Origin of the sequence: Aminobacter sp. SR38 (assembly GCF_014843375.1) — a bacterium.
In the GTDB taxonomy this organism is placed as follows: domain Bacteria; phylum Pseudomonadota; class Alphaproteobacteria; order Rhizobiales; family Rhizobiaceae; genus Aminobacter; species Aminobacter ciceronei.
The window spans coordinates 1,734,765-1,757,153 of the sequence record NZ_CP062112.1 but is presented as its reverse complement, the minus strand read 5'-3'; the positions used below and the strand labels follow the sequence as shown (position 1 = coordinate 1,757,153).

The window sequence follows — 22,389 nt, the reverse complement described above, 5'->3', positions numbered from 1 at the left end:
GAGGTTCGCATCGACCGTCAGGCCTTAGCTCAGCGATACCTGTCCATGCCCTTGCTGAACTGCTCGAAGATCGACTCGACGCCCTTCTGGTAGTCGTCGCGCTGCTGGCTGCCGGTTTCGAACATCTTGCCGAACAGGTCGTCATAGGGATTGCGCGGCCGGCCGCTCGGATTGGCCTGCGGCTGCGGCTGTCGCGCCTGTGGTTGCGGGTCCGGCTGGGCGCGGCCTCCGCCCAGCATCTCCTCGAAGATCTTGCCGAGCGGGTTGTCGCCATAGGGGCTCTGCTGCGGCGCCTGCTGGCGCGGCGATGGTTGCGGCTGACCCTGGCCGCCGCCGAACATGTCTTTCAGCACCTTGCCGAACGGGTTGTCGAAGGGATCGGGTGCCTGGGTCTGCTGCGGCGCCTGGCGAGGCTGCTGCCCGCCGCCCATCATGCCGCCACCCTGCCTCATCATCTGCTCGATGATCTCGCCGAGCGGGTTGTTGCTGCCGCCCATGCCGCTCGCCGCCTGCATCTGCCCGGTCGACTGCTTGAACAGTCCGCCCATGATCATCGAGGCGATGACAGGCAGCATCTGCTTGAGCACTTCCTGGCCGATTCCGGTCGCCTGCGCCGCCTGGCCGGCGACCGCACGCGACAGCTCCTTGGAGCCGAACAGGTGACCGAGGATGCCGTTGCCTTCATCGACGCCCTGGGGCGAGAAGGCGCGGGATGCGTCCTCGAAATATTTGGCATGCTGGCCGCTCGCCATCGCCTGCAGGAAGGAACCCAAGCCATAGGGGTCGGAGGCATTGCGCTTCAGCCCCTGGCTGAATGCCGGCATCAGCGCTTCGATCGCCGATTGTGTCTGCTGCTGGCTCAGCCCGAACTGGCGCGACAGCGCCTCCATGCCGTTGCCGTTCTGGGCATTGGCCAGCATCTCGAACAGTGGCAGCATTTTTTCCTCCTCAGGAGCTTGAGCCGAGGAGAAACGTAGAGCGTTTCCAGCGCCTATTGAAGGGGTTATCGGAACCCCTAGTAGGCGTATTCCAGGAATGCAGGCTCGATCGAACCGCCCCAGCGCGTGTTGTAGGCGTTGAGCATTTCCTCCGCACTCGTCGTGCCACGCGCGATCACCTCGTCGAGCGTGTTGATGAAGCCGGATTCGTCGACACCTTCGCGGTTCTTGCGGCCGCGGTTGACCAGCCCCTGGCGCGACAGCGCCAGCACTTCACGGCCGATCTCACGCAAAGTGGCGTTGCGGAACGGTGCCGCAATGCCTTGCTCGGGCACGGCGTCGCGCATCGCCAGAACTTCGGCGTAGGTCCAGTTGCGGGTGAGTTCTTCGGCGGCATCGAGCGTTGCCGGATCGTAGAGAAGCCCGACCCAGAAAGCGGGAAGGGCGCAGATGCGGCGCCACGGGCCGCCATCGGCGCCGCGCATTTCGAGGAAGCGCTTGAGGCGCACGTCAGGGAACAAGGTCGACAGGTGGTTGGCCCAGTCGCCCATCGTCGGCATCCCCTGGGGGATCTCGTTGCGCGCCGCGCCATTCATGAACTGGCGGAAGGTGATGTGGGTCATGTCGCGGTACTGCTCGTCACGAATGACGAAATACATCGGCACGTCGAGCGCCCATTCGACATAGTCGGCAAAGCCGAACTCGGGCGAGAAGCAGAATTCGAGCAGGCCGGAGCGCTGATTGTCGGTGTCGCGCCAGATGTCGCCGCGCCAGCTCTGCATGCCGTTGGGACGGCCGTCGGTGAAGGGCGAGTTGGCGAACAGCGCCGTCGACAGCGGCTGCAGCCTGAGCGACACCTGCATCTTTCGACGCATGTCGGCTTCGCTCTCGAAGTCGAGATTCACCTGGATGGTGCAGGTCCGGTACATCATGTCGAGGCCCTTGGTGCCGACCTTCGGCATGTAGGCGGTCATGATGTCGTAGCGCGATTTCGGCATGCGCGGCGTTTCGGCCAGCGTCCATTTCGGGCTGCCGCCGAGGCCGAGGAAGCGGATGCCGAGCGGCTCGGCGATTTCGCGCAATTGCGCCAGATGGGCGTTGCCCTCGCGACAGGTCTGGTGGATCGTCTCCAGCGGCGCGCCGGAAAGCTCGAACTGTCCGCCCGGCTCGAGCGAGATCGCGCCCTGGCCGGTCGGCTCGACGAGGCCGATGATGCGCCCGGCATCGATGATCGGATCCCAGCCAAGCGTCTTCTGCATGCCTTCGAGCAGCGCGCGGATGCCGCGATCGCCGCCATAGGGAACCGGTGCGTTGCCGTCGACATAGAAGGGGAATTTCTCGTGCTCGGTGCCGATCCGCCACTTGTCGCGCGGCTTGTTGCCGGCTGCGAGATAGTCGACGAGTTCGTCCATCCCCTCGATAGGCCGGAAATCGGTGGTGTCGCGCGCCATGTATGCTTCTCCTGAAGGCGGAAGGACCGCGGGCGCTTGATGGACGATCCAGCGCTCGCCGATCAAGCGAAAAATCCTGAGCCTTCGTCAACAGGAATTGATCGTTTCGGGTGGCGATAGTGAAATGTTGATGCTTGGAATTATCCGGTTGCGGACTGCACGTCCCAAATCAGCGGTTTTTGCGACCGGTTTGGGCTAGCGCTGATTTCACCAGCGTCGCCGCTGCTTCCCCGGCCGTTTCCATATAGGAGGCGTCGCGGTTGAGCAGGACGACGGCAAAACAGCCGTCCAGCAACAGAATGATCTGGCGCGCCAAAAGCTCCGGCGAGCGGACGCCCTCGGCGGCGAAGGCGCTGGCCAGCCAGGCCTCCACGCGCTTCTTGTGCGCGATCCCGGTCTTGATCGCCGGGTGTCCGGGCATGTCGGCCAGTTCTGCCGCCGTGCGCAGATAGCCGCAGCCCTTCCATCTGGGATGCCGCGCGGCCTCGGCGAGGTTTTGGAAGATCGCCCGAATCTTCTGATCGATCCCGCCCTCGGCCTCGCCGAACCAGCGCTGGAACAGCGCCAGATTGGGCTGGTCGCGGCCGTCGAGATAGGCAGCGATCAACTCGTCCTTGCTCTGGAAGTGATAATAGAGCGTGCGCTTGGTGAGGCCCGCCTTCTCGGCCACGGCATCGACGCTGACGGCACGGATGCCCTCGCCATAAAACAGCTTCGATGCCGCATCGACGATGCGCTCGCGCGTTGGCTTCCCTGAGGTCCTCATCACCAAAGTATACCGACTAGTGAGTGTAATTGAAAAGACGAATTCGCTAGCGCTGAAGGGCGGAAAGCGAGGTCCACCATGTCGATTGCGGTTTTGGTGAGTGAGCCCAGAGCGATCGAGGTCGTCTGCGCCGATGGCGTCGTGCTGCGCGGCCACATCTGGCCGCACGCGCGAGGCGACAAGGCCGGGTCCGTCATCGTCAATCCGGCGACCGGCGTGCTTGCCAGCTACTATCATCGCTATGCAATGTTTCTCGCCGGTCGCGGCTTCGACGTCGTCACCTATGACTATCGCGGCATCGGTGCTTCGCGCATGACGCGCCTGCGCGGTTGCGGCCATCGCTGGCGCGACTGGGGCGAATGCGATTTCGAAGCGGTGCTGCGTCTGGCCAGGCGCCTCGATCCAGGCGCGCCCTTGATGGTGGTTGGGCACAGCATCGGTGGCGCCTTGCCGGGTCTGGCCGAGTCCGCAACCGGCATCACCCGCATGCTCACCGTTGGTGCGCAATATGCCTATTGGCGCGACTATGCCGCCGCCCACCGCCCGAGGCTGTTTCTCAAATGGCATGTGGCCATGCCCGTCATCACGGCCCTCTGCGGTTACTTCCCTGGCAAGCGGCTCGGCTGGCTGGAGGATCTGCCCAAAGGGGTCGCCAACGAGTGGAGCTTTCGTGGTGCGCGCATCGAGCTGAGTCACCCCGAGGCGGAACGAGGCGATGTCCTCCGTCGCTTTGCTTCGATTTCCGCGCCCATCCTGGCCGTTGGCCTTACCGACGACGAGATAGGCACGCCGCAGGCCATCAGACGTGCGCTCGGCTATTACACCGGGGCGAAGCCGACCCAGCTACTGCTGTCGCCTGGAGATTTCGATCGGCCGGCGATCGGCCATTTCGGCCTGTTCCATAGCCGCCACGCGCCTGATTTCTGGCTCGACACGCTTTTGTGGCTGCGCGACGGCATCAACCCATGGCCGGGCAAGGTTCTCTGACGACTACCAGTCGCCGATCGTTGCCTGGATGACGGCAAGGGCCGCCACCGCCGCCGTGTCGGCGCGCAGGATGCGCGGCCCCAGCGGAATGGCAGTGACAAAGGGCAAGGCGCGCAGCATGCGGCGCTCGTCGTCGGAGAAGCCGCCCTCCGGCCCGACCAGCAGGGCGAGCTTGCGTTCCTTGATGGCCTGCAAGGCAGCCGTCGGATTGTTGGTCGAGGCGTCCTCGTCGCAGAAGATCAGCCGCCGTTCCTTGTCCCAGCCTGAGAGCAGCTGCTCCAGCTTCACCGCCTCGCGCACCTCGGGTATGGCCAGGATGCCACATTGTTCGGCGGCTTCCACGGCGTTCGCGCGCAGGCGGTCGATGCCTGGCTTCATCTGCGTGTGCTGGGTGATGACGGGCACCATCGTGCCGGCGCCCATCTCGACGGCCTTCTGCACGAGATAATCGAGCCGGCCGACCTTGAGCGGCGCAAAGCAGTAGACCAGGTCGGGATGCACGGGCTGCGGCCGCTGGATCTCGAGAACCTCGAGCCGCACCGCCTTCTTGGTCTTGCCGGCTATCCGTGCCGACCACTCGCCGTCGCGGCCATTGAACAGCAACACCTCAGCGCCTTCGCCGAGGCGAAGCACATGGGCAAGATAGTGGCTCTGCTGCGGATCGGCGTCGAAGGCCGCGCCGGAAGCGAGGTCATCAGCCACGAACAGCCGTTGCATCTTGTAGTTTGCGCGCATGGCCGAGCAATGCGGCAGGCGGCGGCTAGGGTCAAGGGACAGCTTCTGCCGAAAGCCGCTCGGCGCTCGGGTGCCATTCCGGGGAATAACCCTGGCGCAGCACCTCCAGCGTCGTCGCCGGCGTGACGATGCACATGTCGGTGTCGGCAATCTCGTCGAAGCCGAGTGCCGCATCGTAGCCGCCAAAGCTCCAGCGCAGCGCCTTGCCGCCGCGCACGGCATAGTCTGAAGCGCCGTCCGAAAACATCGCCCCGTCGGGCAACAGGTGCAGCCCGTGCCGGTCCAGCTCGACCGGCTGGCCACCCGAAGCCAGCCGCTCCCGGTGAAGTCGCCCATCCATCTCGCCGACCTTCGGATCGTCGGTGCCAAAGGCGCTGGAATAGGCTGCGGCAAAGGCCTTGGCGCGCTGGCGCCGGCAATAGAAGCAGGGCCTGTGCCCGGCGGCCAGCGCCGTCACCTCGTCGAGAAAGAACAGCTCGGTCCAGCCGGTCTTGCCGCCGGGACGATTGCGCCCCATCGGCACCCGGCGCACGTTCTTGAAGTCGAGCGCGCAGGTGAGCCACGCCTTGGTCGCCCAGCGCCGGCTGAGCAAGCTCCTTGTTTCGGGGTCGTGGATGATGCCGCGATTGCCGGTGAACATGCCGCGCTCCGGCGTGGCGTGGATCTCGCCGAAAGGGTCGACGCGGTTCTGCAGTGGCATAGCCGATCCTTCTTGGCTGCGTGGCAAGCCGCATGATAGGGCTCGCCGCAACTTTGTCACCGCCGGAAAGGCCGAGATGCGCGTCCTCGTTGTCCAGAATTATGCAGGCACCGGCCTTGGTCAGGTTGGCGATGCCCTTGCCGAAGTCGAGGCCACGATCGACCAGTGCAACGCCCATCTTGGCGATGCCTTGCCCGCGAACGCCGACGGCCATGACGCGATGATCATGCTCGGCGGCGGCCAGAATGCCCGTGACGATGCGCATTCGCCTTATTTTCCCGAACTGCTCGAACTGGCGCGCGACTTCGTCGAACGGGACAAGGCCGTGCTCGGCATCTGCCTCGGCGGCCAACTCTTGGCGCGTGCCTTCGGCGGTCACAACCGGATCGGCGGCTCGACCGAATTCGGCTGGCACGGCATTACCTTGACCGACGAGGCCCAGGACGATCTCGTCTTCAGCGACCTGCCCCTGCGTTTCCCGATCTTCCAGTGGCACGACGACACCTTCACCTTGCCGGAGGATGCGGTGCGGCTCGCCGGCAGTTCGGTCACCGGCAACCAGGCTTTCCGCATCGGTCGCGCCGGTTATGGCATCCAGTTCCATTTCGAGGCCGACCGGTCGCTGGTGCGTGAATGGAACGAGGCTTTTGCCGAGACCATCGCCAGCCGCCACCCCGACTGGCCCGAACGGCACGAGGTCGAAGCCGCCCGCGACGGCCCCGAAGCCGATGCGGTCGGCCTGACGCTGGCCCGCGCCTGGGTCGCCGCCATCTGACGGCGGCAACGCCGGTCCAGTGACATTTTTGGCACGTCGGACAAAAACCGCTGTGCATAGTCATATGCCTGCTGGATTGTGCCCGGAAGCCTTTCTAAAGACAGCCCGGCGCCAGCTGGCGATGGTATCGCGAATGAACCATCTCCGAGTGCAGCGCGACACAAGCCCGATACAGAACCACCCTAGAAGCACGGCCGTGATGCTGCGCGACTGCGGTGAAGCATAAACTTTTCGGAAACTTATTCGTAACTCCGTTCGTGCAGGATGCAGGAAGCTCAACCTGAGATGACTCCCTTGAAAGCAGCGCTTCTGTCCTTCGCCATGCTGTCGGCAATCGTGCTCGGCGGCTTCGGGATTTATGCCGCGGATGCCGCGGCCGACCATCATGCGGTCGACGGCTACGGCGTCACCGCAGCCGCCCGCTAAGTCAGGCTATTCGCACCGACATCAGTCGTTTTTCCGAGCCGTCGATGACGAGCGCGGTCAACACGCCTGAATGGAACACGCCGGTGTCGACATTGACACGGTTGGCCAGCACTTCGGGCTCCGCCTGCGGTGTGTGCCCGTGCACGACGACCTTCGGGTGCAGCCCGGGATGACGCAGGAATTCGTTGCGGATCCAGATGAGGTCCTCCGGATCCTGCCGATCCAAGGCGACACCAGGGCGAATGCCGGCGTGGCAGAAGAAGAAATCGCCGAACGACGCCGACCGGGGCAGGGCGCGCAGGAAGCGTTGGTGGCCGTCCGGCACAGCCGCCGCCAGTTCGCGATGGCCTCGCGCGAGCGAGGAGGCGTAGTCGACATGCAGATCCACGCCATATGACCGGGCGGTGTCGCGACCACCATGGCAGGCGAACAGGCCAGCCGGGTCCGGCTCGGTGAGGAAATCGAGGAAGCCGACGTCGTGATTTCCTGCCAGCACGATGTTGCGCGGGTCGCGCTCAACAGCTGCCATCAGGAACCCGATCACGCCAGCGCTGTCTGGCCCACGGTCAACGAGGTCACCGAGATGGACGATGCGCCAGTCCGCCGGCTTGTCGCGCGCGATCTCGCCGGCAATGCGCTCATGCATGTCGCGCAGCAGGTCGAGATGGCCGTGAATGTCGCCGATGGCGTAGATGCGGATACCGTCCGGGCCGCGGGCGTCGAGGTAATGTATTCCAGTCACGACTTTCTGCTCGTTTCGGTGCTGTCGGTTCGCTGACGGAGCCTGAGCCGTGAGATGCGCTGCCAGTCGCCGCTGCGCTCGGCCTCGGCCATGGCACGCTCCAGATAGGTGATGTGGTCCATCGCCGCCTTGCGCGCCGCAGCGGGATCGCCAGCGACGACCGCGCGATGGATCGCCTTGTGCTGCTCGAGCAGCACGTCGCGCGTGCCGCTGACGGTGAACACCACCAGGCGGTTGGTGAACACGCCATCCGACAGCAGCCTGTAGCACGAGCGCAATGTGTGCAGCAGGATGATGTTGTGGGCGCATTCGCCGACAGCATGATGGAACTCGACGTCGATCGCGCCTTCTTCCGCCGGGTCAGCGCGCTTATGCGCCGCCTCCATCCGCGCCACGATGCCGTCGAGCAAGGCGAGGTCCTCCGCCGTCGCCCGCTGCGCCGCATATTCGGCGGCCAGCCCCTCGATCTCGCGGCGATATTCGAGATAGTCGGCTGCTGCCTTGCGGTGGTTGACGATCAGCTCCATGACAGGCTTGGAAAACACTTCGCCGATCACGTCGGCCACATAGGTGCCGCCGCCATGACGCGTCACCATCAGCCCGCGCGCTTCGAGGGTTTTCAGCGCATCGCGCAGGATCGGCCTGGAGACGTCGAACTGCTTGGCCATCTCGCGCTCGCCCGGCAGCCTGTCGCCGGCGCGCAGCACACCTTCGAGGATCAGGCTTTCGATCTGCTGCACCACCTCGTCGGCCGTGCGCGAATGCTCGATCCTGGAAAAAATGTCGCTCAATGCTGCTGTCCGGAAGCTCTGTCCTGTCCGCAAGGATAGGAGCGCGCCCCCCGACTGGTCAAATTATTTATCCAGTCCAGCGGTTCCCAGCTTGGTGCCCTGTGAGGCACAGTATCAGCTACCCCTGAAGTTGGCGTTTGCCACTGGCGGCAAACTTACCTAGAGGCAGGAGGTCTGGCATCAAGGGAGCCTGAATTGACAGCCGAGCCGTCATCACTGGAGTTCCTGCCGCGTTCGACCGGCAGCGTCCTGGGCTTTCCGGCCCATGAGGGGCGTCCCGGTGCGCTTGGCGAGGTCCATTCGCGGCCGCATCCACTTGTCGAAAGCCCGCGCGTGCTGGTCCAGCTGTCCTTCATGACCGAGGGCGGATCCGCTGTCGACCATGCCGTGCTGTCTGAGCTGTCCCGGCGCCTCGGCATCGCCGCACCCGACCGTCAGGCGCGCCACCACGCCATGAAGTGGGGGCAGGGCACGTTGCGCTGGGAGCGCCACACCGAGTTCTCGACCTATCTGTGGGAAGGTCCGCTCGACGAAGGCGACCGCTCACACGAAGAGTCGCCCTTCGGCAACGGTTTCAGCCCGCCCGGCACGGTCATCTCGGGCATCCGGCTGGAGATCCGCAAGTGGACGCCGGCCAACGGAAAGCTGATCGCCACCTTCGATCCGACCAGCCTGTGCTACTCGCTTGTCGAAGGAGGCGCCGCCGGCATCGTCACCGATTTCCGCCAGGACGGCGACGGCATGACCCGCATCCTCATCCTCGACCGTGGACTGACGCCGGCGCGGACCGGTGCGCTGTCGCAGCGCCTGATCGACATCGAGACCTACCGCACGCTGGCGATGCTCGGCCTGCCGATGGCGCTGTCGCTGTCCGGCCGCGTCCGTCGCATCGAGGACCGGCTTGCCCAGGCAACCCGCGAAATGAAGGCGACCGAGACGCGCGACAGCCAGGCGCTGCTCGCCGACCTCACCGAACTCGCCGCCGAGCTCGAGGCGGATGCCGCTTCGAGCCTCTACCGCTTCGGCGCCAGCAAGGCCTATGACGGCATCGTTCGCGAGCGCCTCGAAGCGCTCGAGGAGGAGGTCGTCACCGGCTACGACACCTGGGCCGGTTTCCTCAAGCGCCGCGTCGCACCCGCCATGCGCACCTGCCGTTCGGTCGAGGAGCGCCAGGCCAACCTGTCGCGTAAGCTCACCCGCGCCACCACACTCTTGCGCACCTGGGTCGATGTCGAGGTCGAGAAGCAGAATCGCGACCTGCTGGCCTCGATGAACAATCGCGCCCGCCTGCAACTGCGCCTGCAGCAGACGGTCGAGGGCCTGTCGGTCGCCGCCGTCTCCTATTATGTCGTCGGCCTCGTCGGCTACATCGCCAAGGGCGCCTCCGCCATCGACCACGCCTTTGCGCCGGAAATCGTTACGGCCGCGGCGGTCCCGCTCGCCGTGCTGCTCGTCTGGTGGGGTGTCCGCCGCGTCCGCCGCGCCCACAGCGAATCCAAGCTGCACGCGGGCGAGTAGCCGCGCCCGGCGGCAAGCGCCCAGAGCCATAGCGGAAGGTAAGGCCAGCGGCAGATTGACGCTGCGAACGCCGCGCGCCTGTGCCTCCCGGCTAACGACTTTCTTCCGATTTGCATGCATCGGCACCAACTGGTAAAAGCTTTTTACCAGTTGTCGACCGAGGTGACCGATGTCCGGCATTTTGATGCCCAAGCCCGATGCGGCAACGCTTGCCCGCCGCGCCGAGATCGTCGCCGACATGCGCATCATCGTGCCGGGCGAGGGTGTGGTCGAGACGATCAACGAGATGCGCGCCTTCGAAAGCGACGGGCTGACCGCCTATCGCCAATTGCCGCTGGTCGTGGTGCTGCCAGAGACGGTCGCCCAGGTGTCGCGCCTGCTCAAATACTGCAACGAGCGCAACATCCGCGTCGTGCCGCGCGGTTCCGGCACCTCGCTGTCGGGCGGCGCGCTGCCGCTGGAAGACGCGGTTCTGCTGGTGATGAGCCGCTTCAACCGCATCCTCGAGATCGACTATCCCAACCGCACCGTCACAGCCCAACCCGGTGTCACCAATCTCGGCATCACCACGGCAGTGGAACTGGACGGCTTCTACTACGCCCCCGATCCATCGTCGCAGATCGCCTGCTCCATCGGTGGCAATGTCGCCGAGAATTCCGGCGGCGTGCACTGCCTGAAATACGGGCTTACCGCCAACAATGTGCTCGGCATCGAGATGGTGCTGATGAACGGCGAGGTCGTGCGCCTCGGCGGCAAGCATCTTGACGCCGAGGGCTACGACCTGCTCGGCGTCATGACCGGTTCGGAAGGGCTGCTCGGCGTCGTCACCGAGGTCACTGTCCGCATCCTCAAGAAGCCCGAGACGGCACGTGCGCTGCTGATCGGCTTTCCCTCAAGCGAAGAGGGCGGCCAGTGCGTCGCCGACATTATCGGCGCCGGCATCATTCCAGGCGGCATGGAAATGATGGATGGCCCGGCAATCCGCGCCGCCGAAGATTTTGTTCATGCCGGCTATCCGCTCGAATCCGAGGCGCTGTTGATCGTCGAGCTGGATGGCCCGGCCGTCGAGGTCGACCACCTGATCGGCCTCGTCGAGGCGATCGCCAACCGCAATGGCGCCACCACTTGCCGCATCTCGCAGTCGGAGCAGGAGCGGCTGACCTTCTGGGCCGGTCGCAAGGCGGCATTCCCCGCTGTCGGCCGCATTTCGCCCGACTATTACTGCATGGACGGCACCATCCCGCGCAAGGAACTGCCGCGCGTGCTGGCCGGCATGCGCGAGCTGTCCGAGCAATATGGCCTCGGCGTCGCCAACGTCTTTCACGCCGGCGACGGCAATCTGCACCCGCTGATTCTCTACGATGCCAACGAGCCGGGCGAGCTCGAAAAGGCCGAGGCCTTCGGCGCCGACATCCTTCGCCTCTGCGTCAAGGTCGGCGGCGTGCTGACCGGCGAGCATGGCGTCGGCGTCGAAAAGCGCGACTTGATGCCGGAGATGTTCAACGACATCGACCTCGACCAGCAGATGCGGGTCAAATGCGCCTTCGACCCCAACCACCTGCTCAACCCGGGAAAGGTGTTCCCGCAGCTGCGCCGCTGCGCCGAGCTTGGCCGCATGCATGTCCACCGCGGGCAGGTGGCCTTTCCCGACATTCCGAGGTTCTGATGCTTTTGAAGCAGGCGACCCTCGAAGGCATCAGGCGCGGCGACATCACACTCGCCTTCCGCCGTTGGCAGAAGCCTACCGTCAAGGCTGGCACCGGCTTGCGCACGGCGATCGGCGTCGTCCGCATCGGCGCAGTCGAGCATGTTGACGAAGCGACCATCTCCGACGGCCACGCCCGCGCCGCCGGCTACGCCGATCGTGCTGCCCTGATCGACGACCTGCGCGCTGACGGCACCCTCTATCGCATCGCCTTTGACGGCATCGAGCCGGACAACAGGCTGGCGCTGCGCAAGGCGGCCGACCTCAGCGATGCCGACTGGCACGCACTCGCTGCCCGCTTCGCCAAATGGGACAGCACTTTACCAGGCTATTTCCCCTCGATCCTCCGCCTCATCGGCCAATGCCCCGAGGTGGCAGCCGCCACTCTTGCCGAACGCCTCGGCGTCGAGAAGCTGAAATTCAAGCAGGACGTGCGCAAGCTCAAGGAACTCGGCCTGACCGAGAGCCTCGACATCGGCTACCGCCTGTCCCCGCGTGGCGCGGCAACCCTCGAAAAGCTGCGGGAGCATCGGTTGTGATCGCGGTGAGGGCTTTTCCAGCATGGCTTCCTCGCCCCTCTAGGGAGAGGTGCCGAGCGCAGCGAGGCGGAGCGGCGCGATGACGCACGCGACCCGTCGCCGACCAGACGAGACAAATCGCCTTGCTCGTGCCCTCAGGCATGGCGACAACATGGCCGAGGTGTTGCTATGGGACGAGCTCAAGGCCAAGCGCCTGGGCGGCCACAAATTTGTTCGCCAGATGCCGCTGGGGCCGTACTTCGCCGACTTCGCCTGTCGAACCGCAAAGCTCGTCGTAGAACTCGACGGTTCGCAGCACACAGACAGCGATTACGATCGCCAGCGTGATGAGTTCATGCGAGGGCAGGGCTATTCGGTTCTGCACTTCTCCAGCGCGGATGCGGCGAAGGCAAGGGCGAGCGTCTGCTCAACGATCCTTGCAGCCCTTGCCGGACAGCTGAATGAGGGCGTTGCGGTAGCGGATCTCAGGTTCGTCCTGGCGCGACCGGAAGCGGGAGACGTTCTATGATCGGACCCCTCTACGCCTCGCTGCGCTCGGTACCTCTCCCCAAAGGGGCGAGGAAGCCAAGACTTGCAGCGTCGCCAGTTTCGACGCCGGTTCAAGCTGTCGAGCCGATACGTGGCGCGACATTGCAGTATCTAGTTTCCTCGCCCCTCTGGGGAGAGGTGCCGAGCGCAGCGAGGCGGAGAGGGGCGACACGCACACCATGACCACCTTCACCCCCACCACACCAACCGATGTCCTTTCCGCCATCCAATGGGCCGCCGCAGAAGCGGCGCCGCTCGAAATCGTTGGCCATGGCTCCAAGCGAGCCATCGGCAGGCCGCAGCAGGCCGAGCACACTTTGGATCTCTCGAAGCTCACCGGCGTCACACTCTACGAGCCGGCCGAACTGGTGCTGTCGGCCAGGGCGGGCACGCCCCTGGCCGAGATCGAGAAGCTGCTCGCCGACAACGGCCAGCGCTTCGATTTCGAGCCCATGGACTATGGCCCGCTGCTGGGGCAGGTGCCGGGACGGGGCACCATCGGTGGCGTGCTGGCAGCCAATCTTGCCGGGCCGCGCCGGCTCAAGGCGGGGGCTGCCCGCGACCATATTCTCGGTATCCACGCCGTCTCAGGACGCGGCGACGCCTTTAAGTCGGGTGGCCGCGTGGTCAAGAACGTCACCGGCTACGATCTGTCCAAGGCCATGGCCGGCTCCTGGGGCACGCTGGCGGTCGCGACCGATGTTACCTTCAAGGTGCTGCCTGCGGCCGAGACCGAGACCACGCTGATTGTTCGTGGCCTGCTCGACGACAACGCCGCTGCCGCCATGTCGATCGCCATGGGCTCCAGTGCCGAGGTTTCGTCTGCGGCGCACTTGCCCGAGCGCATGACGGCACGCGTGCTTGACGGCAAGCTCGGCGGCGACCCGGCAACCTTGTTGCGGGTCGAGGGTTTCGGCCCTTCGGTTGCCTATCGCCTCGGCCAGCTCAGGCAGATGCTCGGCAATGCCGGCCCACTGGAGGAGGTCGCAGAGGATGCCTCGCGCGCACTCTGGCGTGATGTCCGCGATGTCAGGCCCTTCGTCGACGGCAGCGACAAACCTGTCTGGCGCGTCTCGATGCCGCCCGCCAACGCCCACCACATGGTGCTGGCGCTGCGCATGCAGGCGGCGTGTGATGCCTTCTATGACTGGCAGGGCGGCCTCGTCTGGCTCAGCATGGAAGGCGAGCCGGAGGCGGATCTGCTGCGCGGCCTGATCAGGCAGTTCGGCGGCGGTCATGCCACTTTGGTCCGTGCCACGCCCGCCTGGCGCGCCTCCGTGGCAGTCTTCGAGCCACAGCCGGCTGCGCTGGCGGCACTCTCAGCCCGCCTCAAGGCCGAGTTCGACCCGAAGGCGATCCTCAATCCGGGCCGCATGGTGCATTCCCCAGACTCTGCTAGCTTGGCGGCTGCCACAGAGGGAGCCATGCCATGAGCGATCCACAGCCCAACTTCACCCCGCGCCAGACCGACCGCTGGCTCGATCCGGGCCCGACCAATGTCCAGGTCATCTACATCCTCTATCTTGCCGGCCTGGTCATCGGCATCAGCGGCATCGTCGGCATCGTCCTGGCCTACATGAACCGGGGCAAGGCAGGCGGTTTTGTCGAGAGCCACTACACCTGGCTGATCCGCACCTTCTGGATCGGCCTGCTCTATGCGCTCGTGTCCTTCGTGCTGATGATGGTCTTCATCGGCTTCATCCTGATGTTTGCGGTCGCCGTCTGGTTCATCGTCCGCTGCATCATGGGACTGCAGGCGCTGGGACGCGGCGAGCCGATCAAGAACCCCGAAAGCTGGCTGATCTAGCCAATTGAGAAGAGTGCGATAACGCCGTGCAGACCAATTTCACCGCAGCCCAGCTTGCCGATCCGCATGTCCAGGAATCGGAAAAGATCCTGCGCAAATGCGTGCATTGCGGCTTCTGCACGGCGACCTGCCCGACCTACGTCACCCTGGGCAACGAGTTGGACAGCCCGCGGGGAAGAATCTACCTGATCAAGGACATGCTGGAGAATGGGCGCGCGGCCGACAAGGAGATCGTCACCCATATCGACCGCTGCCTGTCCTGCCTTGCCTGCATGACCACATGCCCCTCCGGCGTGAACTACATGCATCTTGTCGACCACGCCCGCGCCCATATCGAAAAGACCTACAGGCGCCCGCTGGCCAACCGGCTGACGCGGTCACTGCTGGCGTTCGTACTGCCGCATCGCGGCCGCTTCCGCGCAGCACTCAGGCTGGCTAAGCTCGGCCGGCCCTTCGCCGGTGCCTTCGACAAAGTGGCGGCGCTGAAACCCGTGGCCGCCATGCTCCGCCTCGCGCCTGCCGTGGTGCCGGCGACGTCGGCGCTGGAAAAACCGGGTGTGCACGCGCCGAAGACGACAAGGCGCGGACGCGTCGCCATCCTCACCGGCTGCGCCCAGCCGGTGCTCGAACCCGGCATCAACGAGGCGACAGTATCGCTGCTCAACCGGCTCGGCATCGAGGTCGTGGTGCCCAGGGGCGAGGGCTGCTGCGGCGCGCTCGTCCATCACATGGGCCGCGAGCAGGCAGCGCTCGATCAGGCCAGACAGAATGTCGATGCCTGGACCCGCGAGATCGAGAATGGCGGGCTCGACGCCATCGTCATCACCGCCTCCGGCTGCGGCACCACGATCAAGGACTACGGCTTCATGCTCCGCCTCGATCCGGCCTATGCCGACAAGGCGGCGCGGGTGTCGGCACTGGCCAAGGACATCACCGAATATCTTGTTACCCTCGATCTTCCCGAACCGGCCCGCAAACCCGGCCTGACGGTCGCCTATCATTCGGCCTGCTCGATGCAGCACGGCCAGAAGATCACCCGCCAGCCGAAGGATTTGCTTGCCCGCGCAGGCTTCGTCGTCAAGGAACCGCGCGAGGGCCACCTGTGCTGCGGCTCGGCCGGCACCTACAACATCATGCAGCCGGAGATCTCGGCAAAGCTGCGCGAGCGCAAGGTCAGGAACATCGAGGCAACCGGGGCGGCGCTCGTCGCCACCGGCAATATCGGCTGCATCACCCAGATCGCTTCCGCCGCGAGCATGCCCGTCGTCCACACGGTGAAGCTGCTCGACTGGGCCTATGGCGGCGAAAAGCCCGCCGGGCTGCCCGAGCCGAGCCTGGCAGCGGCTGAGTGAGCACCGCGCCCGAGTGAGCAGTGGCCGGCCCGCCACGCAGGAAATCGAAGCCATTACCTCTGAGGTCATTGAAGCTGCGCGCCGCTCTGGCAATTTCCTCGCCATGCGAACGGCGTCTTGCCGGACAATTAAGAGGAAACTGGAAATGAGCGTCACCTACATCATCGGCTTCAACGTCCGCCCCGAACAGCGCAGCCGCTATCTCAGGCTGATCAATGGCGTGCTCGACGCCATGCGCCATGAGCCGATGTTCGTCAGCGCGACGCTGCATGGCGATCCAGCCGACGAAAACCGGTTCCTGCTGCACGAAACATGGGCCGATCATCAGGATGTGCTGGATGTGCAGCTCAATCGGCCCTATCGCGAGGAGTGGCACGCGGCACTGGACGAACTACTGGCGGCGCCGCGCGACATCTCGATGTGGCAGCCAATGCGCAGCGACTACAACCAGAGTTGACCAGACCAGGCGTCGCCCGGGATTGAACTCAGCGGGTGGAACATGCGAATGCTCCGTGCGTTGCAGCAGATCGAAATCGCATTGGAAGCTTCTATGTCGACATTCACCCGCCGCCGATTGCTGGCCTTGGCCGCAACCGGCGCAGCTTCGGCCGTGCTTTCGGCCTGTTCGACCACGAGCAGCCAGCGGGCGGCATCGGTGCCGGCTTTCCCTGCCGCGCCGCCGCCGCCGACAATGCGTAACGACCCGTCATTCGCCGACCCCGAGATGATGTACGCGCCGGTCAACGACAACGGCTATGACATTCCGGGCGTGCCGTTCAAGAAGATCGATCCGCGCTACTACCGCCAGGTCGTCACCGATCCGACCGGCGAAGCGCCGGGAACGGTGGTCATCGATACGGCCGGCCATTTCCTCTATGTCGTCGCCGACAATGGCGAGGCGATCCGCTACGGCGTCGGCCTTGGCCGTGCCGGTTTCGAATGGGCCGGCCGCGGCGTCATCGAATGGAAGCAGACCTGGCCGCGCTGGTTCCCGCCGAACGAGATGATCGACCGCCAGCCCGAGCTGGAAAAGTACCGCGCCCGCCAGATCCCGGGCAAGAACGAGTGGGAAGGCGGCATGCAGCCAGGCGTGCAGAACCCGCTCGGCGCGCGCGCGCTCTACATCTTCCAGGATGGCAAGGACACGCTCTATCGCCTGCACGGCTCGCCTGAATGGGCATCGATCGGCAAGTCGGTATCGTCGGGCTGCGTCCGCCTGATCAACCAGGACGTCATCGACCTCTACGGCCGCGTGCCTGACGGTACGCCGATCGTCGTCACCAATGGGCTGCAGATGGTCGCCAATCCGGTGGCGCAGCAGCCGATCCAGCAGGACAGCTGGCGGCTCTAGCGCCCGCAGGGTGGGGGCGCCGGCCTGAGCCGGCACACACCCTATTCGGCGGCCAGCGTTGCCTCGGCGGTTCCGAACGTGGCGCGATAGACGGCGCGCTGGCGGTTGAGCGCCACCATGGTGTTGCGCAGCAGGATCGCCACCGTCACCGGCCCGACGCCGCCCGGCACCGGCGTGATCCACGACGCTACTTCCTTGACACTTTCGGTGTCGACGTCGCCGACGATGCGGCTCGAACCATCGGGCAGCGTCTCGGCATTGATGCCGATGTCGATCACTGCGGCCCCGGGCTTCACCATGTCGGCCTTGATCAGCCTGGGCTTGCCGACGGCAACAAACAGCGCGTCGGCGCGGCGCGCGTGGGCCGCCAGCGAGCGTGTCATGTGATGGCACACGGTCACAGTGGCGCCTTCGCTCATCAACAGGAAGGCGATCGGCTTGCCGACGATCTCCGAGTGCCCGACGACCACCACCTCTAGGCCCTTGAGGTCGAGTCCGGTGGCCTTCAGCAGTTCTACAGAGGCAGCGGCCGTGCAGGGCGCCAGGTCGAGCTGGTTGTAGACGATGTTACCGATCGAAGCCGGGTGCATGCCCTCGACGTCCTTCAGCGGATGCACCGCCGCCTGGATCGCCTTGATCGGGATGTGCGCCGGAACCGGCCGCTGGATGATGATGCCGGTGATGCGCGGGTCGGCGTTCATGCCATGGATCGCCGCTTCCAGCTCGCCTGCTGTCAGCTCCGCAGGAAACCGCCTTTCCTCGAAGTCGATGCCGGCCAGCTCCGCCTTGGCGCGCTGGTTGCGGACATAGACGTCGACAGCGGCGACGTCGCCGACGGTGATCGAAACGAGCTTGGGGCGGAAACCCTCGTCTGTCGCCTGCTGCGCGGCGGCGCGGACTTCGGCGATGATGCGGGCGGCCACGGGGCCGCCTTTGAGATAGCGGTTGTCGTCGAGCGGCGGCATATGTCTTCCTTCGCAGGTCATCATCGGCTTGAAACGGGATACTTCGGCGCGCTCATGAAGGAAAGGGCCGGTCCGATCAATTTTTATCCATGTTAAACAATTTTTCCTGAAAAATGCATGAGATTCCGCCGCTGCCGCGCAAATGCGAAAAGGGCAGCCCGGTCTTCCGCCGAGCTGCCCTTTTGCATGGGAGCCTGGCCTTGCGACCGACTCCGCCCCCGTAACTGGATGATTACCTGACGATAACAGTGGTGCCGACCGCGACGCGCTCGTAGAGATCCATGACGTCTTCGTTGCGCATGCGGATGCAGCCCGACGACACAGCCCCGCCGATCGTCCATGGCTGGTTGGTGCCGTGGATGCGGTAGAGCGTCGAGCCGAGATAGAGCGCGCGCGCGCCGAGCGGGTTTTCCGGGCCGCCGGTCATCATCGCCGGCAGCACGCGGCCCTTGGCGCGTTCGCGCGCGATCATCTCCGCCGGCGGCCGCCATTCCGGCCATTCGCGCTTCGACGTCACCTTGTGCGTGCCCGACCACTCGAAGCCCGGCTTGCCGGTGCCGACGCCGTAGCGCCGCGCCTGCCCGTCGGTCCCGACGAGATAGAGGAAGTTCTCCGTCGTATCGATGATGATGGTGCCGGCTTTCTCGGCACCGTCATAGGCGACAGTCTGCGGCAGGTAGATCGGGTTGATCTGCGGCTTGACGCTGCGCTTCTCCGGCGCGCGCAAGGCGGCCGTCTGCACGCCGTCCGGACGGACCTTCTGGCGCTGGGCGGCGCGGGGTGCCTCGCGCGGTGCCGCCGGCCTGACCTGGACCTGGGCGCGCTGCTGGCGCCGCTGCTGTCTGGGCATCACCTCGCCGGGATTGCGTCCGAGCTGCAGTACCCAGGGCGCCGACAGGTCGGGGCTCACCACGACAGGCGGCCGCTCGGCGTAGCGGTCATAGGCCAGTGCGGGCGAAACAAGCTCGGCCAGCATGGCGGCCGATGCCAGAAGGATCAGAGGTTTTCTCATGACGTGCTCTCAACTCGATCGTCAGTGGGGCAGGGCACGGCCCATTCCCTTTTCGGGGCCATGTTGTCCGGGCCTTCCCACCGAAACATGAATCGGGTTGCCTAAAATGCGAGATTGTCAGGAAAGCTTTCAGTGTGGTTACCGGCCGGTTCAGGAGTCTGGTAAACCACCGGTAAATCAGTGTGCGATTAGAGCGCCGCGCGTCCTCTTGGACGCGCAAAGGACGCTGTAACACTCTGGGTTGGTGCATGATTGTTTTCCGAGAATCGGCTGTCGATTTTCGGGGGCATGCACTGGACTGTTAACGAACGGAATAGACATGGACGAGAAAAAGACAGGCCTGATGGTCGGCGCGGATGGGGTGACACGCTGCTTCTGGCCGGGCACGCTGCCCGATTATCTGCACTACCATGACAATGAATGGGGCCGTCCGGTCGTCAACGACGTCAGGCTGTTCGAAAAGATCTGCCTCGAAGGGTTCCAGTCCGGCCTGTCATGGCTGACCATCCTGCGCAAGCGCGAGAGCTTTCGCGAGGCATTTTCCGGCTTCGACTTCGACACGGTCGCCGAGTATGGCGAAACCGATATCGAGCGGTTGCTGGGCAATCCCGGTATCGTCCGCCATCGCGGCAAGATCGTCTCGACCATCAACAATGCCAAACGGGCTCGCGAACTGGCCGATGAGGCCGGATCGCTCGCGGCGTGGTTCTGGAAGTTCGAGCCCGGCCCGGACGAGCGGCCCAAGGTCGTCGACTATCCCACGCTGATCGCCAACCCGACGACGCCCACCTCGACACGCATTTCCAAGGAATTGAAGAAGCGCGGCTGGAGCTTCGTCGGCCCGACCACCGTCTATGCCTTCATGCAGGCGATGGGCATGGTCAACGATCATATCGAAGGTTGCATGTGCCGCGGCAAGATCGAAGCCGAGCGCAAGGCGTTCAAGCGGCCGGGGTAAGGGGGCACTGTTCCTTCTTCAAAAGGGGGAAGGAACCTAACGCTCGTAACGGCCCTTGTAGCCGCTGCCGGCGATGTTCCAGACCAGCGACCGGCCGGAAACCGTCAGCACCAGACCGCCGAAGCCGCGGTCGTCGGGTGTGTGGCGGCGCGAGGCCGCACTCCGGCCGGCCGGGATGACCTCGACGGTCGCGCCGCGCTTGACCCAGCAGCCCTTGCCATATTGGTCGTTGGCGCCATAGGCGAGCATGAATTCGAAGCTTCCGTTCGGCCGGAGCAGCAGTTCGGAGCCGACCTCCATGACGCCGTTGAGATAGTAATGTCCGGCGAGCCTGGGGTCGCCGGGTGAACAGGCCGCAGCCGTTGCAAGACCTGCGGCAAGCGACAGCGCGCAGAGCGCTGCGGTTGAGACGATCCGTGGCATGGCAGTGCCTTTCGGGACCAATAAGGGTCCTATGCGGAAAACATCATGCCGGCTGCGATGGCACCGACGGCGGTAAGCGCCGGATAGAGCACGAGCCCCACTGCAAGCAGCGTATCCCCGAACGACGACGCCCGCTTCGGGGCGGCTTGTTCGCGCCGCGCCGGCAGTGGCTGCGTTGCGGTCTTGTCGAGTTCTGCTGCAATCGTGGGCATGGTGTTCGTCCTGGCATTCAATGCTGCGCCTTGTCGCTTCGAGCTGTATCGGCACGATGTCGGTCAAATTGTGGAAATGTTTCGGCTTGCCGGTGGCAAGCCAAACGCTTGCCGCTCCATCCCATTTCGGTTACGACACGCCGCGCCGTGATCGCGGCCAAAATTTCTGGAAAACAGCGGAATTCTCGCCATGGCCGACAAATCGGAAAAGATGAAAGCGCGACTGCCGCGCGGCTTCGTCGACCGCAGCGCGGACGACATCCGGATCGTCGAGAAGATGATGGCCAGGATTCGCGAAGTCTACGAGCTCTACGGCTTCGAGCCGGTCGACCAGCCGCTGATCGAATACACCGACGCGCTTGGAAAATTCCTGCCCGACCAGGACCGCCCCAACGAAGGTGTCTTCTCCTTTCAGGACGACGACGAACAGTGGCTGTCGCTGCGCTATGACCTGACCGCGCCGATGGCGCGCTTCGTCGCCGAGAATTACGAGAAGCTGCCCAAGCCGTACCGCAGCTACCGCTCGGGCTGGGTGTTCCGCAACGAGAAGCCCGGCCCCGGCCGCTTCCGCCAGTTCATGCAGTTCGACGCCGACACCGTCGGCACGCCAGGCGTCGCGGCCGATGCCGAGATGACGATGATGATGGCCGACGTGATGGAAGCGCTCGGCATCAAGCGCGGCGACTACGTCATCCGCGTCAACAACCGCAAGGTGCTCGACGGCGTGCTCGAGGCCATCGGTCTCGGCGGCGACGACAACGTCAATCGCCGCCTTACAGTGCTGCGCGCCATCGACAAGCTCGACAAGTTCGGCCCCGAAGGCGTGCGCCTGCTGCTCGGCAAGGGGCGCTGGGACGGTGGTGCGGAAGGCGAGGGCGACTTCACCAAGGGTGCTGGCCTGGATGAAGCGGCGATTGCTACCGTCATCGCCTTCACCGAGGCTGGATCTGCCGATGCGGCGACCACCGCCGAGAATTTGCGCGCCATCGTCGCCGGCAACGCCAGGGGCACGGAAGGCGTCGAGGAACTTGCACAGATCGGCGCTCTTGCCGCCGCAGCCGGCTATGACGACGGCCGCGTCAAGGTCGATCCTTCGGTCGTGCGCGGCCTTGAATATTACACCGGTCCGGTCTTCGAAGCCGAGTTGCTGGCCGAGATTCCCAATGACGATGGCCAGGTCGTGCGCTTCGGTTCCGTCGGCGGCGGCGGCCGCTACGATGGCCTCGTCTCGCGCTTCCGCGGTGAGCCGGTTCCGGCGACCGGCTTCTCCATCGGCGTGTCGCGCCTGATGACGGCGCTCAAGAATCTCGGCAAGCTCGACACGTCGGATGTCGTTGCGCCCGTGGTCGTGCTGGTCATGGACAAGGACACCGAAAGCCTCGGCCGCTACCAGAAGATGGTCGCCGAGCTGCGTCGTGCCGGCGTGCGCGCCGAAATGTATCTCGGCGGCGCCGGCATGAAGGCGCAGATCAAATATGCCGACCGCAGGGGATCGGGCGTCGTGATCATTCAGGGCGGCGACGAGCGCGCCAAGGGTGAGGTCCAGATCAAGGACCTGATCGAGGGCGCGCGTTTGTCGGCCGAGATCACCGACAATGCCGAATGGCGCGCCGCGCGTCCGGCCCAGGTCACCGTGCCCGAGGCCGAACTGGTCGCCGAGGTGAAGAAGGTACTCGCCGCCCAGGCGGAAGAGCGGGCAAAGCAGTAA

At 64.9% G+C, this 22,389-nt stretch carries 25 protein-coding genes; 14 read left to right on the top strand and 11 right to left on the bottom strand.

The genetic code is table 11. The annotated features are described in order from the left end of the window. Positions 1–29: 29 nt before the first annotated feature. From IG197_RS08595 to IG197_RS08585, 3 genes are all read right to left on the bottom strand, one after another. Positions 30–938, bottom strand: a complete 909-nt coding sequence (locus IG197_RS08595) for a DUF937 domain-containing protein (protein WP_192318245.1) — start codon at positions 936–938, stop codon at positions 30–32. Positions 939–1,015: 77 nt separating this feature from the next. Then, positions 1,016–2,389 (bottom strand): glutamate--cysteine ligase, encoded by a 1,374-nt coding sequence (locus IG197_RS08590; RefSeq protein WP_192318243.1) that lies wholly within the window; start codon positions 2,387–2,389, stop codon positions 1,016–1,018. Positions 2,390–2,558: 169 nt separating this feature from the next. Then, positions 2,559–3,155 (bottom strand): TetR/AcrR family transcriptional regulator, encoded by a 597-nt coding sequence (locus tag IG197_RS08585; RefSeq protein ID WP_192318241.1) that lies wholly within the window; start codon positions 3,153–3,155, stop codon positions 2,559–2,561. 78 nt (positions 3,156–3,233) lie between these two features. On the opposite strand from IG197_RS08585, the gene IG197_RS08580 reads away from it, so the two are divergent. Next, positions 3,234–4,142 (top strand): alpha/beta fold hydrolase, encoded by a 909-nt coding sequence (locus tag IG197_RS08580; RefSeq protein WP_192318239.1) that lies wholly within the window; start codon positions 3,234–3,236, stop codon positions 4,140–4,142. 3 nt (positions 4,143–4,145) lie between these two features. On the opposite strand, the gene IG197_RS08575 is transcribed toward IG197_RS08580, so the two are convergent. Further along, positions 4,146–4,877 carry a 16S rRNA (uracil(1498)-N(3))-methyltransferase gene (locus tag IG197_RS08575; protein WP_154385346.1) on the bottom strand — a complete coding sequence of 244 codons (732 nt, stop codon included), beginning with the start codon at positions 4,875–4,877 and terminating at the stop codon, positions 4,146–4,148. 31 nt (positions 4,878–4,908) lie between these two features. Continuing rightward, positions 4,909–5,577 (bottom strand): hypothetical protein, encoded by a 669-nt coding sequence (locus tag IG197_RS08570; protein WP_154385347.1) that lies wholly within the window; start codon positions 5,575–5,577, stop codon positions 4,909–4,911. A 76-nt stretch (positions 5,578–5,653) separates the two neighbouring features. Between IG197_RS08570 and IG197_RS08565 the strand changes: the two genes are divergently transcribed. Next, positions 5,654–6,352, top strand: coding sequence for a type 1 glutamine amidotransferase (locus IG197_RS08565; protein WP_067965163.1), 699 nt, complete (start codon positions 5,654–5,656; stop codon positions 6,350–6,352). Between the two features lie 285 nt (positions 6,353–6,637). After that, a complete protein-coding gene (locus IG197_RS08560; RefSeq protein ID WP_165915765.1) occupies positions 6,638–6,778 on the top strand; it encodes a hypothetical protein in 141 nt (46 codons plus the stop codon). A gap of 1 nt (position 6,779) precedes the next feature. On the opposite strand, the gene IG197_RS08555 is transcribed toward IG197_RS08560, so the two are convergent. Continuing rightward, positions 6,780–7,520, bottom strand: coding sequence for a metallophosphoesterase family protein (locus tag IG197_RS08555; RefSeq protein WP_246765340.1), 741 nt, complete (start codon positions 7,518–7,520; stop codon positions 6,780–6,782). After that, the gene (locus IG197_RS08550; RefSeq protein WP_192318237.1) at positions 7,517–8,311 is read right to left on the bottom strand and encodes a FadR/GntR family transcriptional regulator; all 795 of its coding nucleotides are present in this window, start codon (positions 8,309–8,311) and stop codon (positions 7,517–7,519) included. Before IG197_RS08550 ends, IG197_RS08555 begins: the two co-directional genes overlap by 4 nt. 195 nt (positions 8,312–8,506) lie before the next feature. Here IG197_RS08550 and IG197_RS08545 point away from each other — a divergent pair, with 195 nt between their 5' ends. From IG197_RS08545 to IG197_RS08505, 9 genes are all read left to right on the top strand, one after another. Continuing rightward, a complete protein-coding gene (locus tag IG197_RS08545) occupies positions 8,507–9,829 on the top strand; it encodes a DUF3422 family protein (protein WP_067965160.1) in 1,323 nt (440 codons plus the stop codon). A gap of 169 nt (positions 9,830–9,998) precedes the next feature. Beyond that, positions 9,999–11,495 (top strand): FAD-linked oxidase C-terminal domain-containing protein, encoded by a 1,497-nt coding sequence (locus IG197_RS08540; RefSeq protein WP_192318235.1) that lies wholly within the window; start codon positions 9,999–10,001, stop codon positions 11,493–11,495. Beyond that, the gene (locus IG197_RS08535) at positions 11,495–12,073 is read left to right on the top strand and encodes a hypothetical protein (protein WP_067965155.1); all 579 of its coding nucleotides are present in this window, start codon (positions 11,495–11,497) and stop codon (positions 12,071–12,073) included. The genes IG197_RS08540 and IG197_RS08535 overlap by 1 nt, the downstream gene beginning before the upstream one ends. Positions 12,074–12,224: 151 nt before the next feature. Further along, entirely contained in the window at positions 12,225–12,581 is a 357-nt protein-coding gene (locus IG197_RS08530) for an endonuclease domain-containing protein (RefSeq protein ID WP_371746520.1), read from the top strand. A 199-nt stretch (positions 12,582–12,780) separates the two neighbouring features. Then, positions 12,781–14,034, top strand: a complete 1,254-nt coding sequence (glcE, locus tag IG197_RS08525) for a glycolate oxidase subunit GlcE (RefSeq protein WP_192318231.1) — start codon at positions 12,781–12,783, stop codon at positions 14,032–14,034. Continuing rightward, positions 14,031–14,408, top strand: a complete 378-nt coding sequence (locus tag IG197_RS08520) for a DUF4870 domain-containing protein (protein ID WP_067965150.1) — start codon at positions 14,031–14,033, stop codon at positions 14,406–14,408. The genes glcE and IG197_RS08520 overlap by 4 nt, the downstream gene beginning before the upstream one ends. Before the next feature lie 26 nt (positions 14,409–14,434). Then, positions 14,435–15,760 carry a glycolate oxidase subunit GlcF gene (gene glcF / locus IG197_RS08515; protein WP_192318229.1) on the top strand — a complete coding sequence of 442 codons (1,326 nt, stop codon included), beginning with the start codon at positions 14,435–14,437 and terminating at the stop codon, positions 15,758–15,760. Positions 15,761–15,905: 145 nt separating this feature from the next. Then, on the top strand, positions 15,906–16,217 hold the full coding sequence (locus IG197_RS08510; RefSeq protein ID WP_192318227.1) for a putative quinol monooxygenase: 312 nt from the start codon (positions 15,906–15,908) through the stop codon (positions 16,215–16,217). 93 nt (positions 16,218–16,310) lie between these two features. After that, positions 16,311–17,111 (top strand): L,D-transpeptidase, encoded by an 801-nt coding sequence (locus IG197_RS08505; RefSeq protein ID WP_067967038.1) that lies wholly within the window; start codon positions 16,311–16,313, stop codon positions 17,109–17,111. 41 nt (positions 17,112–17,152) lie between these two features. On the opposite strand, the gene IG197_RS08500 is transcribed toward IG197_RS08505, so the two are convergent. Further along, on the bottom strand, positions 17,153–18,076 hold the full coding sequence (locus IG197_RS08500; protein ID WP_067965145.1) for a bifunctional 5,10-methylenetetrahydrofolate dehydrogenase/5,10-methenyltetrahydrofolate cyclohydrolase: 924 nt from the start codon (positions 18,074–18,076) through the stop codon (positions 17,153–17,155). Positions 18,077–18,308: 232 nt separating this feature from the next. Further along, entirely contained in the window at positions 18,309–19,088 is a 780-nt protein-coding gene (locus IG197_RS08495; RefSeq protein ID WP_154385349.1) for a L,D-transpeptidase, read from the bottom strand. 319 nt (positions 19,089–19,407) lie between these two features. Here IG197_RS08495 and IG197_RS08490 point away from each other — a divergent pair, with 319 nt between their 5' ends. Then, on the top strand, positions 19,408–20,046 hold the full coding sequence (locus tag IG197_RS08490) for a DNA-3-methyladenine glycosylase I (protein ID WP_067967035.1): 639 nt from the start codon (positions 19,408–19,410) through the stop codon (positions 20,044–20,046). Between the two features lie 36 nt (positions 20,047–20,082). Here IG197_RS08490 and IG197_RS08485 read toward each other — a convergent pair whose 3' ends face one another. Further along, a complete protein-coding gene (locus tag IG197_RS08485; protein ID WP_154385351.1) occupies positions 20,083–20,469 on the bottom strand; it encodes a hypothetical protein in 387 nt (128 codons plus the stop codon). A gap of 29 nt (positions 20,470–20,498) precedes the next feature. Next, a complete protein-coding gene (locus IG197_RS08480; RefSeq protein WP_182574770.1) occupies positions 20,499–20,681 on the bottom strand; it encodes a hypothetical protein in 183 nt (60 codons plus the stop codon). Between the two features lie 190 nt (positions 20,682–20,871). On the opposite strand from IG197_RS08480, the gene hisS reads away from it, so the two are divergent. Continuing rightward, complete coding sequence (gene hisS, locus IG197_RS08475) at positions 20,872–22,389, top strand: histidine--tRNA ligase (RefSeq protein ID WP_067965137.1); 1,518 nt, start codon at positions 20,872–20,874, stop codon at positions 22,387–22,389.